This is a genomic window from Cupriavidus taiwanensis, from assembly GCF_900249755.1.
In the GTDB taxonomy this organism is placed as follows: Bacteria; Pseudomonadota; Gammaproteobacteria; order Burkholderiales; family Burkholderiaceae; genus Cupriavidus; species Cupriavidus taiwanensis_D.
The window spans coordinates 1,573,148-1,586,296 of the sequence record NZ_LT976854.1 but is presented as its reverse complement, the minus strand read 5'-3'; the positions used below and the strand labels follow the sequence as shown (position 1 = coordinate 1,586,296).

Here is a 13,149-nt window from a genome sequence, read left to right as displayed (position 1 = left end):
GCCCGTCGCGTCACAGCGCGGGATTCAGGATACGTTCGGTATCCTCGCCCAGATTGGGAGCGGCCTTATAGATGGATGCAGGCGTTCTCGAAAAAAGCGCAGTCGGCCGGGTCGTCACCACTTCGCCTTCGGTGGGGTGCGTCATGGTCTGGAACAAGCCGATGCTCTGCACCTGGGGATGGTTCTGGATAGTGTCGATCGAGTACATCTGCGCGACCGGGATGTCCATCTCCCGGCAAACGTCGATCATTTCCTGGGTGGTGTATTGCGCGGTGATATTTCGCAACTCCGCGTAGATTGCCTGGATGTTCTTGTTGCGCTCGATGCGGCTGCTGATATTGAACTGTTCGATGAACTCGCCGCGCCCGAAGCGGTGGAAGAAGGCCTTCCAGTGCTGCTCCGTGTAGGGCAGCACGGCGATATAGCCATCCCGTGTCGGCGAGGGCTTGCGCCCGCCCTTGAGCAGGCGCGCATAGCCGGCATCGCCGATGGGCGGATGGAAACCACGGCCGCCCAGGTGTTCCGTCATGGTAAAGGCAACCATAGTCTCGAACATCGGCACTTCCACGTACTGGCCTTCGCCGGTGCGGGCCTTGTGCACCAGTGCGCCGAGAATGGCGTTGGCCGTGGCCAGGCCGGCAATCTTGTCGGCCAATAGCGTGGGCGGATAGTCGGGTACGCCGCTCTCGTGGCCCACCAGATGGGCCAGGCCGCAGGCCCCCTGAATGATGTCGTCGAACGCAGGCTGGCCGGCAAAGGCGCCGCTCTCGCCAAAACCGGTGGCGGCGCAGTAGACGATGCCCGGGTTGATCTGTGCCACCGCATCGTAGTCAAAGCACAGCCGCTGGATCGCCTTGACGCGGATGTTATGCACCAGCACGTCGCACCGCGCAATCAGCCGGCGCAGCTGCGCCTTGCCTTGCTCCGTCTTCAGGTCGATGCAGACCGAGCTCTTGTTGCGGTTGATATTCATGAAGGTCGAGCTCATGCCGGGCGTGCGGCTTACGCCGTTGGCACGCATCAGGTCGCCCTCGGGCGGCTCCACCTTGATCACTTCGGCCCCGTAGTCCGCCAGCACCTGCGTGGCGACCGGACCGAGCACCACGGCGGTCAGGTCCAGCACGCGGATACCGGCGAGGGGGCCGCGGGGAACCGTGGCGTGAGGTTGCGTCGGGTCGGTCGTGTCGCTTGCTTTCATGATGGACTGGCTTCTCCTCGTAATTACCTAGAGCGGACTCGATGCATTGACTATAAAGTTTTGCTTGTTCGCAAGCAAGTAAGGATAAACATGGATACGTTGCACATCTCGGTAGGCGACCTGCCGCCGGAATGCGAAGCGCTGCGCGAGGAAGCCAGGGCGTTTGCCAAAGAGCACATGACCAAGTATTCCCGCGTCGAGCGCGCGCACAACTGGGCCGGGCGGGACCCCGCATTCTCGAAGAAGATGGGGGAGAAGGGTTGGCTCGGCATGACTTGGCCGACCGAGGTCGGCGGCGGCGGCAAGAGCATGCTGGAGCGCTATGTGATGCTCGAGGAACTGCTCGCAGTGGGCGCGCCGATGGGCGCGCACTGGGCCGCGGACCGGCAGATGGGGCCCCTGCTGATCCGCTACAGCCGCGACAAGCTTGCCCCGAAGATCATTCCGCAGATCCGCCGCGGCGAGGCCTTTATCTGCATCGGCATGAGCGAGCCGGACTCGGGTTCCGACCTGGCTTCCATCCGCACCCGCGGCACCCGGGTGGAAGGCGGCTGGAAGATCAACGGCCGCAAGGTATGGACCTCGGGTGCCCACCATGCGCACTACATGGTGGCACTGGTGCGCACCAGCGAGCGCGGCGATGACCGCCACGCCGGCATGAGCCAGATCTTCATCGAGATGGACCGGCCTGGCGTGACCGTGCGCCCGATCGTGTCGCAACTGGGCACGCGCATCTTCAACGAGGTGATCCTCGACGATGTCATTGTTCCCGACGACCACCTCGTCGGCGAAGAGGGCAAGGGCTGGAGCCAGGTCATCAACGAGCTGAAGTACGAGCGCTCCGGCGCGGAGCGCTTCCTGAGCAGCACGCAGTTGTTGCTGGAGATGCTCGATGCCGCCGATGCCGGCAACCGTCAGCAGGCGGTGGCGCTTGGCAAGGTGATCGCGCGCTATGCCACCTTGCGGCAAATGTCGCAGGGCATCGCGCTGATGCTGGCCGAGGGTCAGGATCCGTCGTTAGCCGCCTCCATCGTCAAGGACCAGGGCGCGCTACTGGAACAGTCGCTGCCCGACATTGCCTATGAGGTATTCCCTGACCGGCTTGGCGACGGCAGCGAGTTTGACCAGGTGTTGAACCTGGTAACGCTCGCGGCGCCGTCGTTCTCGCTGCGCGGGGGCACGAGAGAGATTTTGCGCGGGATTATCGCGAAAGGACTGGGACTGCGATGAGCGACAACATGATTGAAGAAACGGTCAGGCGACTGCTGGCCAACGAGGTGAGCCGCGAACTGCTGACGGCGGTCGAGGCCGGCGCATTCGCCGGCCAGCTGTGGCAAGCCATCGCCGACGGCGGCATGACCAAGATCCTGTGCCGCGAGGCGCACGGCGGAATCGAGGCGACCTGGCCCGAGGCGTTGCCGCTGTTCTACCAGGTGGGCTACACGCAGGCGCCGGTACCGCTGGCGCAGGCCGTGGTGGGCCAGTACCTGGCATCGCGCTGCGGGCTCGACCTGGCCGCCGAGAGCGTGTTCGCGCTTGCTGCGGGGGCGCAGACCCGGTCATTGGTATTGACCAGCCATGAAGCCAGCAAGCCGGCCACCCTGTCCGGCAAGATCTCCGCCGTGAAGTGGGCGCGCCATGCCCACTGGCTGCTGGTCGAGGCGGCTGGCTACCTTGCGCTGGTGGATGCCAAGGGGCCCGGCGTGCGGATAGAGCCCAAGGCCGATGCCGCATCGCTTCCGGCCGATACGGTGGTGCTGGATCAGGCTGCGGTTTCTCATGCGTTGGCTGCCGACATTGCGGGCCTGAGCCGGCCGCTGGAAGTGTGCTACGCCGCCACTACCGCGGCGCAGCTGACCGGCGCACTGGACTACGCGCTAGACCTGGCGGTGCAGTATGCGAAGGACCGCGTGCAGTTCGGCAAGCCCATCGGCAAGAACCAGGCGATCCAGCAGCAACTGGCGGTGCTGGCCGGCGAAGTGGCCTGCAGTTATGCGGCGGCCACGACGGCGCTGCGCGACCTGCCAGCGATCCACCAGCACAGTGCGCCGCAGGCGGAATTCAGCGCCGCGGTCGCCAAGGTGACGACCAGCGACGCGGTGCGCACCGGGGCCTCGATCGCGCACCAGGTCCATGGCGCCATTGGCTTCACCTACGAATACCCGCTGAACTTCGCCACCCGGCGCCTGTGGGCCTGGCGCGCCGAGGCCGGCACCAGCACCGAATGGGCCGAGCGCCTGGGCCAGGCCTTTATCCAGGCCGGCTCCGGGCAGTTCTGGCCGAACCTGACGGCGCGCACCCTGCCATCCGCAGAGGACGCGGCCAGCCCGGCTGCCAGGCAAGCCGAATCGATGCAAGTAGAAAGGAACGCGAACCATGCCTGACACGAAGGAACCCCTCGTGCTGAGCCGACGCGATGGCCATGTCGCCATCCTCGAGCTGAACCGCCCGCCGCACAATTTTTTCGATGTGGACATGATCGCCTGGATCGCCGACGAGCTGGACCTGCTGCAGGGCGACAAGACCTGCCGCGCGGTGCTGCTGCAAGCGGGCGGCAGCGCATTCTGCGCGGGTGCGGATTTTTCGCGGCGCGACGGCGCCGCGGCACCGCGCAGCGCCTCGCGCATCAATCCCATTTATCTCGAGGCCTTGCGCATCTTCAGCTTCTCCAAGCCGATCGTGGCGGCGATCGAGGGGGCGGCAATCGGTGGCGGCCTGGGCTTGGCCCTGGCGGCGGATTTTCGTGTGTCGTGCGCGCAGGCGCGCTTTTCCGCCAACTTCAACCGTCTCGGTTTCCATCCCGGGTTTGCCCTCTCGTACACGCTGCCCGCGCTGATCGGCAAGCAGATGGCGGCGTGGATGCTCTACACCGGCACCCGCGTCGATGGAGCACGCGCCCGGGAGATGGGGCTGGTGGACTTCATCGTGCCCAAGGCAGAGGTGCGCGGCGCCGCGCTGGCACTGGCGCGGGAACTGGCCGCTTCGTCGCCACGGGCACTGCAGTCCACCCGCCAGACCTTGAAGGCCGACTCCCTCAGCCATATCCGCAATGCCATCTCGCGCGAGAGCGCGGAGCAGGCGGTCCAGTTTGCCGGGCCGGACCTTGCCGAGGGGGTGAAGGCCATGGCTGAAAGGCGCCCCCCGGTCTTTGAAGACTGAAGCCTGCAGGACAGGCGCGGACGATGATAAAAAGGAGACAAAGACATGCAACGCAGACAATTCGGCGCCACCCTGATGGCGGGCGCGGCAACGCTGGCATTTCCCGGCATCGCCCGGGCGCAGGGCAAGGCGATTCGCGTGATCGTGCCCTTCACGGCGGGTAGCGGCTCGGACGAGGGCGCGCGCTTTTACGCAGAGCAGATCGGCAAGGCCCTGGGCCGCGCCATCGTGGTCGAGAACAAGCCGGGCGCCAGCGGCCTCATCGCCGTGCGCACCGTGCTGGCGGAGCCGGCTGACGGCAACACCATTCTGCTGGCCAGCAACTCCCTGATCGCGGTGAACCCGGTGATGGTGCAAAACCTGGGCTACGATCCGTTCAAGGACCTGGTGCCGCTGCACGGCCTGGGCATCTCTGCCGCGGCCTTCGTCGCCAGCAACGATTCGCCGTACCACACCATTGCCGACGTAGTGGCCCGCTACAAGGCCACCGGCAAGCCGATCTCGGTGGGTAACTATTCCGAAGGCTACCGACTGGTGGGCGAGTGGCTGGCGCAGGCGACGGGCATCAAGACCACGCCCGTGCCCTACAAGGGCGGCGCGCCGATGGTGACGGACGTGATCGGCAACCGGCTCGACATCGGCCTGAACGATATCACCGGCATCGCGCCCATGGAAAAGGCCAGGAAGCTGCGCGTGCTCGCCATCACCGGCGCAGAGCGCGACAAGCTGTTGCCCAATGCCCCGACCATGAAGGAACTGGGCTACACAGACTTCGAGTCCTACGTGTGGGCGTCCTTCTCGATGAAGGCCGGCACCCCGCAGGACAAGCTCAGCGAGCTTGCCGCAGCCATCTCCGCCGCGCAGAAGACCCAGGAGGCAAAGGCTTACCAAGGCAAGCGCGCCGGCACCTTCCTCAACAAGTCGCTTGGCGAGCTGGGCGAATTCCAGCGCGCGGAATATCTGCGCTTCAAGCGTGTGGCGGAAAAGGCCAATATCCAGGCGGGCTGAACCGCCGGGCACCGCGGTTGCGCCGGCGATTTGCGAACTCGGCGGCCGGCGTTGCCTGCGTGGCAGGCCGGCGCTGCCTGGAAAGCGACCTTTTCCCTTCGGTACAATCTGGCTGCGGCACAACTTCGCGTTGAACCAGCCGGACCCTTGGTCAACGCGAGGCACGGCGACACTACCGATCATCCGCAGGCGCGCATCACATTCACCACCTATGAAGCAGCGATCCAATCGCACCCAGGAGCAACGGCGCGAAGAGTCCGTCGGCCGCATGGTGCAGGCCGCTATCGAGCTGATTTCCGAGAAAGGTCTGGCGGGGCTGACCATGAATGAAGTCGGAACCAAGGCCGGCTATAGCCGCGGCCTGGCGCATACGCACTTCGGCTCCAAGGAAAAGCTGCTGGCGGAGTGCCTGGAACAGTTGTCGCGTGAATTCAATGCCCAGCGCAAGAAGGATGGCAGCGATACCAGCGGCATTCGCGGCATCTATTCGTTGGTGGATGCCTACACCCAGCGCCCGGAAAGCGCGGTCAACAATATCCGGGCGATGTTCTTCATCGTGCTCGATTCGTCCGTGGCCGACTCTCCGCTGCACGGCTTTGTCCACGACTACAATGAAAAGAACATGGCCTACGTCGAGTACAAGCTCAACGAGGCCAAGGCCCTCGGGCAGATCCGGGCGGACGTCGATGCAAAATCCGCAGCCTTTATCCTGATGAGCCTGCTGCGCGGTATCTCCGTGCATCGCCTGAACCGGGCCTCCATGGATCCGGCTGCAGTAAAGGCGGAAATCCTGCGGATGATCGGGGAGTGGTTGCTGTAGAAGAACCATCGCCATGGCGATGGCCAAGGGTGGGGTGCAGGGCAAGCACCCGGGCTCGGCCGCCCCGAAGCATGGCAAAGGCAGCGCCGCAGCGGCGCGGGCCAGGGAGGGACTGCTATGGACAGCGGAACGGTCAAATCCGCAAATCGCGTGTTTGACCTGCTCGAACTGTTCGAGCGGGTGCGCCGGCCGCTGCGCGTCGGCGAGATTGGCGAGCGGTTAGGCATCCCCCAGTCCAGTGTCTCGATGCTGCTGCGGACCATGGTGGCGCGCGGCTACCTGGAGTTTGACGCGCAGCTGCGCACCTATTGCCCCTCGGTGCGGGTGGCGTTCCTGTGCGGATGGACCACGCGCAAGCCGGGAGCGGGCGCGTCCGTGCACGACGCCATGCGCCGGCTGTCGAGCGAGACCGGCGAGACCGTACTGCTTGGCCGCCAGAGCGGCAACATGCTGCAATACCTGTCCGTGATCGAATCCAGCCATGCTTTGCGCCTGTCGGTCTCGTCGGGCACGATTCGGCCCATGCATCGGACCGCGATCGGCATCATGCTGATGAGCCGGATGGAAGACGAACAGATCGGGCGCCTGCTGCGCCGCTATAACGCCGAGGCAGCGCCCGGCGAGTCGCTGGCCCGGCCGGGCGAGGTCCTGCGCGAAGTCGAGGTGGCGCGCCGCCAGGGCTACTACGAGTCGGCCAGCCTGGCGTCGCCGGGGGCCGGCGTGATCGCCACGCTGGTGGCGACCCCGATCCGCGGGCAGTGGCTGGGTATCGGCACCGGCGGCCCGGTCGCGCGACTGCACGCGCGCCGGAAAAAACTGCTGGCCGCGGTGCTGGCCGTGGCGCAGGACTGCTGAACGCCGCCGCGTGCGTTCAGCAGCCGGGCCGTTGCCGGCGCGCCCGGATGGCATCCATCCGCGCCAGCAGGCGCGTGGCCTGTTCCAGGTGCAGGCGCTCGACCATGCGCCCGTCCAGGTTGATGACCCCCGCCGCGGCATGCTCGGGCCGGGCGAAGGCCGCGACGATGGCCTGCGCCTCGGCGGTGGCTGCGTCCGACGGGGTGAACGCCGCATTGGCCGGATCGACCTGCGTCGGGTGGATCAGCGTCTTGCCGTCAAAGCCCATCCTGACTGACTGCAGCACTTCCTGGGCGAAGCCCGCGCGATCGCCGAAGTCATTCCACACGCCGTCGAGCACGTCGGTGCCGTAGCGCCTGGCCGCCAGCACCACCGACATCAGCCAGGGCAGAAGATAGACGCGCTGGTCGCCCGGATAGACGCCGGTTTCCTTGGCCAGGTCATTGGTGCCCACCACCAGGCAGTCAAGCTGCACCTGCCGGCGCCGGCCGGCTTGCAGGATGCCGTCGATGTGATGGACCGCGGCAGCCGTTTCGATCATGGCCCACAGCTTCGGCACCGGGCCCTTGCCGAAGGCGCCGATGGCCGCGGCATAGCGCTCCAGGTCCGCACCGGTGTCCACCTTCGGCAGCAGGATGGCATCGGCCCCGCAGGCGGCGGCAGCGCGCAGGTCGGCATCGAACTCCGCGGTACCCAGCGCATTGATGCGGATCACCGTTTCATGCGCCGCGAACGGCTGCGCGGCAAACGCGCTGGCCAGGCTGTCCCTGGCCTGGGCTTTCATCGCCGGCGCCACGGCGTCTTCCAGGTCGAACACGATGGCGTCGCAGGGCAGGTTGCGGGCCTTCTCGATGGCGCGGGTATTGGTTGCGGGCACATACAGCACGGAGCGGCGGGGCGTGGTCAGGTTCGCGTTGTTGGTCATGGGCAATAGCGTCGTCGCTGGCGACGCGGGGTATCAAGGATTGAACGGGATGTGCGGCCGTGGCGCGACACGATGCGGCGCGCCTGGCTGCAGTCGAAAGTCTGGCTGCCGCGCGCTCCCGCCGCCATCACATACGTGATGGATGCCGGCAGCCGGCATTCATCACATATGTGATGCCGTGCCTGCCGGCGTTCGCCAATACTCGGTTCATCGACAACAACACGGCGCCGACCAACGCGGCGATGCTTCCGAGTGGAACCTGACCCTACCAACGACAAGACAGCGGACGGCGCCGGCTTTACCCGCGCGCTGGCCGGCTGGATCAGCACGGTCGACGATGCCGAGCTTGGCGCGCCGGCTTTCACCTGGGCACGCCATGCCATGCTCGACTGGATCGCGGTGACCCTTGCCGCCGCCCGCGAGCCGCTGGTCGAAATGCTCGTTGCCGAATATGCCGGCTTGCGCGACCTGCCATGCGCGCTGGTGGGCAGCCCGCTGCGCGCCGAACCCGCGCAGGCCGCGCTGATCAACGGCGCCGCGGGCCATGCCCTCGACTTCGACGACGTTGCCTCGGCCATGCGCGGCCACCCGACCGTGCCGGTGGCACCCGCGGCGCTGGCGGTGGCCCAGGTGGCCGGCGCGAGCGGCAAGGACCTGCTGCGCGCGCTGATCCTGGGCCATGAAGTCGAAAGCCGCATCGGCGAAGTGGTGGGGGACGAGCAGTATCGGCTCGGGCTGCACCCGACCGGCACCACCGGCACGCTCGGCGCGGCGGCCGCCTGTGCGCGGCTGGGTGGGCTCGATCCCGCCGCCACGGCCAATGCACTGGGTCTCGCCGCGACGCAGGCGGCCGGGCTCAAATGCATGTTCGGCACCATGGCCAAGCCGCTGCACGCGGGCAAGGCGGCCATGAACGGCGTGATCGCGGCGCGCCTGGCCGCGCGCGGGTTCACCGCCAACGCCAACGGCATCGAGTGCGAGCAAGGTTTCGGCCGCACCCAGGCGGCCGCCGCGCCAGCGTTCCCGGCCACGTTCGAGCGCCGCGCCGGCATGGCGATCGAACGCACGCTGTTCAAGTTCCACGCGTCCTGCTACCTCACGCACTCCACCATCGAAGCCGTGCGCCAGGCCTGCCGCGAGCACCGCATCGACCTGGACATGCTGGAATCGATGACGATCCTGGTCTCGGGGCCGCATCGCGGCGTGTGCGATATCGCCAACCCGCAGACCGGCCTGGAGATCAAGTTCGCGATCCAGCATCTTGCGGCGCTGGCGATGGACGGCGCGCCTACCGCATCGCTTGCCCTCTATTCGCCAGAGACCGCGCTGGCGCCGCGCTATGTCAGGGCGCGCCAGCGCATCGCGCTGCAGGTCGTGCCCGGTCCGGACCGCAACGCCGCCACCGTGGAGATCCTGACGCGCGACGGCCGCACGCTGCGCGCGCAGGCCAACGTGGCGGTGCCGGCGGCCGACCTTGCCATGCAATGGCGGCGCCTGGTCGACAAGGCGCAGGCCATCGTCGTGCCGCGCATTGGTGCGGCCAAGTTCGCGAAGCTGGTGTCGGTGGTCGACACGCTGGACCGGCTTCCTTCCGTCGAACCCTTGTTTGAGGCCATGCAATGACAACCATCGACCCCGCCATCGCAGGCGCACCCGCGGTCCCTGCCGACCCCGTGGTCGCCCGCCTGAAAGCCGAGGCCACGCTGCGCAGCCGCGGCAACCGTTATGAGGATTTCGAGCCCGGCCGGCGCTTCGCCCATCACTGGGGCCGCACCGTTACCGCAGCGGACAACACCATGTTCTCGGTGCTGACGCTGCACTACAACCCGCAATACACCAATGCCGACGCGGCCCGGGCCAACGGCCACCCCGGCGTGCCGGTCAATCCGCTGCTGTTGTTCAACACCGTGTTCGGCCTGTCGGTCGAAGACCTGTCCGAGGGCGGTGGTCCGTTTCTGGGCGTCGACGAGCTGGCCTATCTGCGGCCGGTGTATCCCGGCGAGACGCTCTATGCCAGCTCCGTCGTGGTGTCGCGCAGGCCGGCCAGCAACCGGCCCGGCTACGGCATCGTGACGTGGCACACGCGTGGCGCCAACCAGCAGGGCGATGCCGTGATCGAATTCAAGCGTACCAATCTGGTCAGGATGAGGGGATAAGCATGTCAGGAGACGGTCTGGGGTACATGACGGAAGCGCGTTGCATGATCCGCGATGCGGCGCGCGAGTTCACGATGAAGGAGGTGCTGCCGGTGGCCAACGCGCTGGACGGCCCGGATGCGGAGATCCCGATGTCGCTGCGCGACAAGATGGCCGAGATGGGCTACTTCGGCATCACCATCCCGGAGGAATATGGCGGCCTGGGCCTTGGCATCTTCGAGTACTGCCTGATCTGCGAGCAGCTGTCGCGCGGCTGGATGTCGGTGGCGTCGATCGTGGCGCGCGCGCAGGGCGGCTGGATCATGAAGTCGATGCCGGAAGACATGCGGCGCGAATACCTGCCGCGCGTGGTGCGTGGCGACTTCCTCAACGCCAGCGCGCTGTCCGAGCCGGATACCGGTTCCGACCTGGCGTCGATCTCGTGCCGCGCGGTGCTGGAGGGCGACGAGTGGGTGCTGACCGGCAACAAGTACTGGTGCACCTTTGCCGACGGCGCCGACTACCTGATCGTGTTCGCGCGGACCTCGGCGCCGCCGTCGCCCGACAAGCGCTGGGAAGGCATTTCCTGCTTCATGATCGAGAAACAGCGCGGCGCCTTCCCGCCCGGCATGACCGGCTCGCCGATCCCGAAGATCGGGTACTTCGGCTGGAAGACCTTCGAGCTTGCGCTCGACGGCGTGCGCGTGCCCAAGCGCAACCTGATGGGGCCGGAAGGCAAGGCCTTCCTGCTGATGGCCAAGGGGCTGGAGGGCGCCCGCGCGCATACCGCGGCGCGGGCGATCGGCCTGGCGCAGGGCGCGCTGGAAGACGCGACGGCCTACGCGCTGGAGCGGCGCCAGTTCGGCATGCCGATCGCCGAGTACCAGGCGATCCGCTTCAAGATCGCCACCATGGCGACCGAGATCGAGGCCGCGCGCCAGCTGCTCTACTTCGTCTGCAACGAGATCGACAGCGGGCGCCGCTGCGACAAGGAGGCGTCGATGGTGAAGTACTTCGCCTCGGAGATGGCCGAGCGCGTGACCTCGTCGGCGCTGCAGATTTTCGGCGGGGCGGGCTATACCAAGCTGTTCGCGGTGGAGCGCTACTGGCGCGATGCGCGCCTCACCAAGATCTTCGAGGGCACTTCCGAGATCCAGCAACGCATCATCGCCAACAGCCTGCTCGGCAAGTCCGAAGTCGAGGGCATGATCGCCAGCCGCGCCTTCGGCGGCCAGGTCCGGCAGTCGAAGGAGGCAGCATGAAGCTCTGCGAACTGACCAGCCCGGATGGATACTTCGAGCACTTCGAGCCCGGCATGCTGATCCGCCATGCGCGCGGCAAGACCGTCACCGAGATGGACAACGTCATGCTGACCAACATGGTCATGAACACGGCCGAAGGGCACTTCAACGAAGATGCCATGCGGCGTGCCGCCGGCGGCATCTTCGCGCAGCGCGTGGTCTTCGGTGGCATCAACCTGTCGATGGTGCTCGGGCTCGCGGCGCAGGACACCGCCGAGCACTGCCTGCAGGAGCTGGGGCTCGACAAGATCCGGCTGTCGCATCCGGTCTTCCACGGCGACACGCTCTATGCCTATACCGAAGTGCTGGGCAAGGAAGACGGCGACCGCGAAGATGCCGGCATCGTGCGTTTCCGCCACTACGGCGTGAACCAGGACGACAAGCTGTGCGTGCAGGCGGAGCGTACCGTTCTGATCCAGCGCAAGAGCCACTGGGGCGGGCGATGAGCGCGGATGGTAGCGCTGAGGGGCGCACAAGCGGTGCTTTGCATGGCATGGTAGTGCTCGACCTGACCCAGATGCTTGCCGGCCCTTATTGCTCGATGATGCTCGCCGACCAGGGCGCGCGCGTGATCAAGATCGAGCCGCCCGGCGGCGACCAGACGCGGCGCAACGGCCCGCATCTCGACGGGGCCTTGCGGATCGAATCCGGCGGCTTTGGCGGCTACTTCGGCTCGATCAACCGCAACAAGGAATCGCTGGTGCTGGACCTGAAGCAGCCCGCCGGGCGCGAGACCCTGCTGCGGCTGGTGCGCGGCGCCGACGTGCTGGTCGAAAACTACCGCGCCGGCGTGATGGAGCGCTTCGGGCTGGGCTACGAACGGCTCGCCGAGGAAAACCCCCGGCTGGTCTACGCGGCGCTGCGCGGCTTCGGCGACCCGCGCAGCGGCGAAAGCCCCTACGCCGGTTGGCCCGCCTACGATCCGGTCGCGCAGGCCATGGGCGGCATCATGGGCATCACCGGTCCGCAGCGCGGCGGCGCGCCGACCAAGATCGGTCCCGGCGTCGGCGATATCGTGCCGGCCATGTTCCTGGCCTACGGCATCGCGGCGGCTTGCTGGCATGCCGAACGCACCGGCCGCGGGCAGTTCGTCGACGTGGCCATGGTCGACGCCGTGCTGGCCGTATGCGAGCGCATGGTGTTCCAGTACAGCGCCTCGGCGCAGGCACCCGGACCCGAGGGCAATGGCCATCCGCTGCTGTGCCCGTTCGGCCTGTTCCCCGCCAGCGATGGCTTTATCAGCCTGGGGGTGCCGAACGACCGCTTCTGGCGCTTGCTGGTGGAGCGCATGGGCCATCCGCAATGGGCCGACGACCCGCGCTTTGCCACCAACGAACTGCGCGTGCGGCACCGCGCCGAGGTGGAGCAAGCAGTCGGCGCCTGGACCGCACGCCACACCAAGCGCGCGCTGGCCGAGATGCTGGGCGGCGAGGTGCCGTTCGGCCCCGTGTTCGACGCCGCCGACATTTTCGACGATCCGCATTTCCGCATCCGCGCGATGCTGGTCGACACCGAGCAGCCCGGTGCGCACAAGCCCCTGACCATTGCCGGCAGTCCGGTGCGGATGAGCGCCACCCCTGGCGGTGTACGGCGCCGGGCGCCGATGACCGGTGAACACACCGACCGGACCCTGGCCGGCCTCGGCTTCGATGCGCGCGAGATTGCCGCGCTGCGCGCGGACGGCGTGGTGCAGTAGGACCACGCCACCGCAAAGAACAACATCCCTATAACAGACAGGAGACAACATC

13 protein-coding genes are annotated in these 13,149 nt (G+C 66.9%); 11 read left to right on the top strand and 2 right to left on the bottom strand.

What is annotated here, in order from left to right; all coding sequences use genetic code 11:
- Nucleotides 1-10 precede the first annotated feature (10 nt).
- Nucleotides 11-1,198: a CaiB/BaiF CoA transferase family protein gene (locus tag CBM2594_RS22805; RefSeq protein WP_116359067.1), complete on the bottom strand. Its 1,188-nt coding sequence runs from the start codon at nucleotides 1,196-1,198 to the stop codon at nucleotides 11-13.
- Nucleotides 1,199-1,288: 90 nt separating this feature from the next.
- On the opposite strand from CBM2594_RS22805, the gene CBM2594_RS22800 reads away from it, so the two are divergent.
- The 6 genes from CBM2594_RS22800 to CBM2594_RS22775 all read left to right on the top strand — a co-directional run bounded on the left by CBM2594_RS22800 (nucleotide 1,289) and on the right by CBM2594_RS22775 (nucleotide 7,040).
- The gene (locus CBM2594_RS22800; RefSeq protein WP_116359066.1) at nucleotides 1,289-2,428 is read left to right on the top strand and encodes an acyl-CoA dehydrogenase family protein; all 1,140 of its coding nucleotides are present in this window, start codon (nucleotides 1,289-1,291) and stop codon (nucleotides 2,426-2,428) included.
- An 8-nt stretch (nucleotides 2,429-2,436) separates the two neighbouring features.
- On the top strand, nucleotides 2,437-3,582 hold the full coding sequence (locus CBM2594_RS22795) for an acyl-CoA dehydrogenase family protein (RefSeq protein WP_232346716.1): 1,146 nt from the start codon (nucleotides 2,437-2,439) through the stop codon (nucleotides 3,580-3,582).
- Nucleotides 3,575-4,357: an enoyl-CoA hydratase/isomerase family protein gene (locus CBM2594_RS22790; protein WP_116359064.1), complete on the top strand. Its 783-nt coding sequence runs from the start codon at nucleotides 3,575-3,577 to the stop codon at nucleotides 4,355-4,357. The genes CBM2594_RS22795 and CBM2594_RS22790 overlap by 8 nt, the downstream gene beginning before the upstream one ends.
- 45 nt (nucleotides 4,358-4,402) lie before the next feature.
- Nucleotides 4,403-5,365: a tripartite tricarboxylate transporter substrate binding protein gene (locus tag CBM2594_RS22785; protein ID WP_116359063.1), complete on the top strand. Its 963-nt coding sequence runs from the start codon at nucleotides 4,403-4,405 to the stop codon at nucleotides 5,363-5,365.
- 211 nt (nucleotides 5,366-5,576) lie between these two features.
- Entirely contained in the window at nucleotides 5,577-6,185 is a 609-nt protein-coding gene (locus tag CBM2594_RS22780) for a TetR/AcrR family transcriptional regulator (RefSeq protein ID WP_232346715.1), read from the top strand.
- A 150-nt stretch (nucleotides 6,186-6,335) separates the two neighbouring features.
- A complete protein-coding gene (locus CBM2594_RS22775) occupies nucleotides 6,336-7,040 on the top strand; it encodes an IclR family transcriptional regulator (RefSeq protein ID WP_232346714.1) in 705 nt (234 codons plus the stop codon).
- Nucleotides 7,041-7,056: 16 nt separating this feature from the next.
- Here CBM2594_RS22775 and CBM2594_RS22770 read toward each other — a convergent pair whose 3' ends face one another.
- On the bottom strand, nucleotides 7,057-7,965 hold the full coding sequence (locus tag CBM2594_RS22770) for an HpcH/HpaI aldolase/citrate lyase family protein (protein WP_116359061.1): 909 nt from the start codon (nucleotides 7,963-7,965) through the stop codon (nucleotides 7,057-7,059).
- Nucleotides 7,966-8,217: 252 nt separating this feature from the next.
- Here CBM2594_RS22770 and CBM2594_RS22765 point away from each other — a divergent pair, with 252 nt between their 5' ends.
- From CBM2594_RS22765 to CBM2594_RS22745, 5 genes are read left to right on the top strand one after another with little or no spacing between them, the layout of a single operon-like run.
- Nucleotides 8,218-9,588 carry an MmgE/PrpD family protein gene (locus tag CBM2594_RS22765; protein ID WP_116359060.1) on the top strand — a complete coding sequence of 457 codons (1,371 nt, stop codon included), beginning with the start codon at nucleotides 8,218-8,220 and terminating at the stop codon, nucleotides 9,586-9,588.
- Nucleotides 9,585-10,121 (top strand): MaoC family dehydratase, encoded by a 537-nt coding sequence (locus CBM2594_RS22760; protein ID WP_198048198.1) that lies wholly within the window; start codon nucleotides 9,585-9,587, stop codon nucleotides 10,119-10,121. Before CBM2594_RS22765 ends, CBM2594_RS22760 begins: the two co-directional genes overlap by 4 nt.
- 26 nt (nucleotides 10,122-10,147) lie before the next feature.
- Nucleotides 10,148-11,362: an acyl-CoA dehydrogenase family protein gene (locus tag CBM2594_RS22755; protein WP_232346713.1), complete on the top strand. Its 1,215-nt coding sequence runs from the start codon at nucleotides 10,148-10,150 to the stop codon at nucleotides 11,360-11,362.
- On the top strand, nucleotides 11,359-11,847 hold the full coding sequence (locus tag CBM2594_RS22750) for a MaoC family dehydratase (protein ID WP_116359058.1): 489 nt from the start codon (nucleotides 11,359-11,361) through the stop codon (nucleotides 11,845-11,847). Before CBM2594_RS22755 ends, CBM2594_RS22750 begins: the two co-directional genes overlap by 4 nt.
- On the top strand, nucleotides 11,844-13,097 hold the full coding sequence (locus CBM2594_RS22745) for a CaiB/BaiF CoA transferase family protein (RefSeq protein ID WP_116359057.1): 1,254 nt from the start codon (nucleotides 11,844-11,846) through the stop codon (nucleotides 13,095-13,097). The genes CBM2594_RS22750 and CBM2594_RS22745 overlap by 4 nt, the downstream gene beginning before the upstream one ends.
- Nucleotides 13,098-13,149 lie beyond the last annotated feature (52 nt).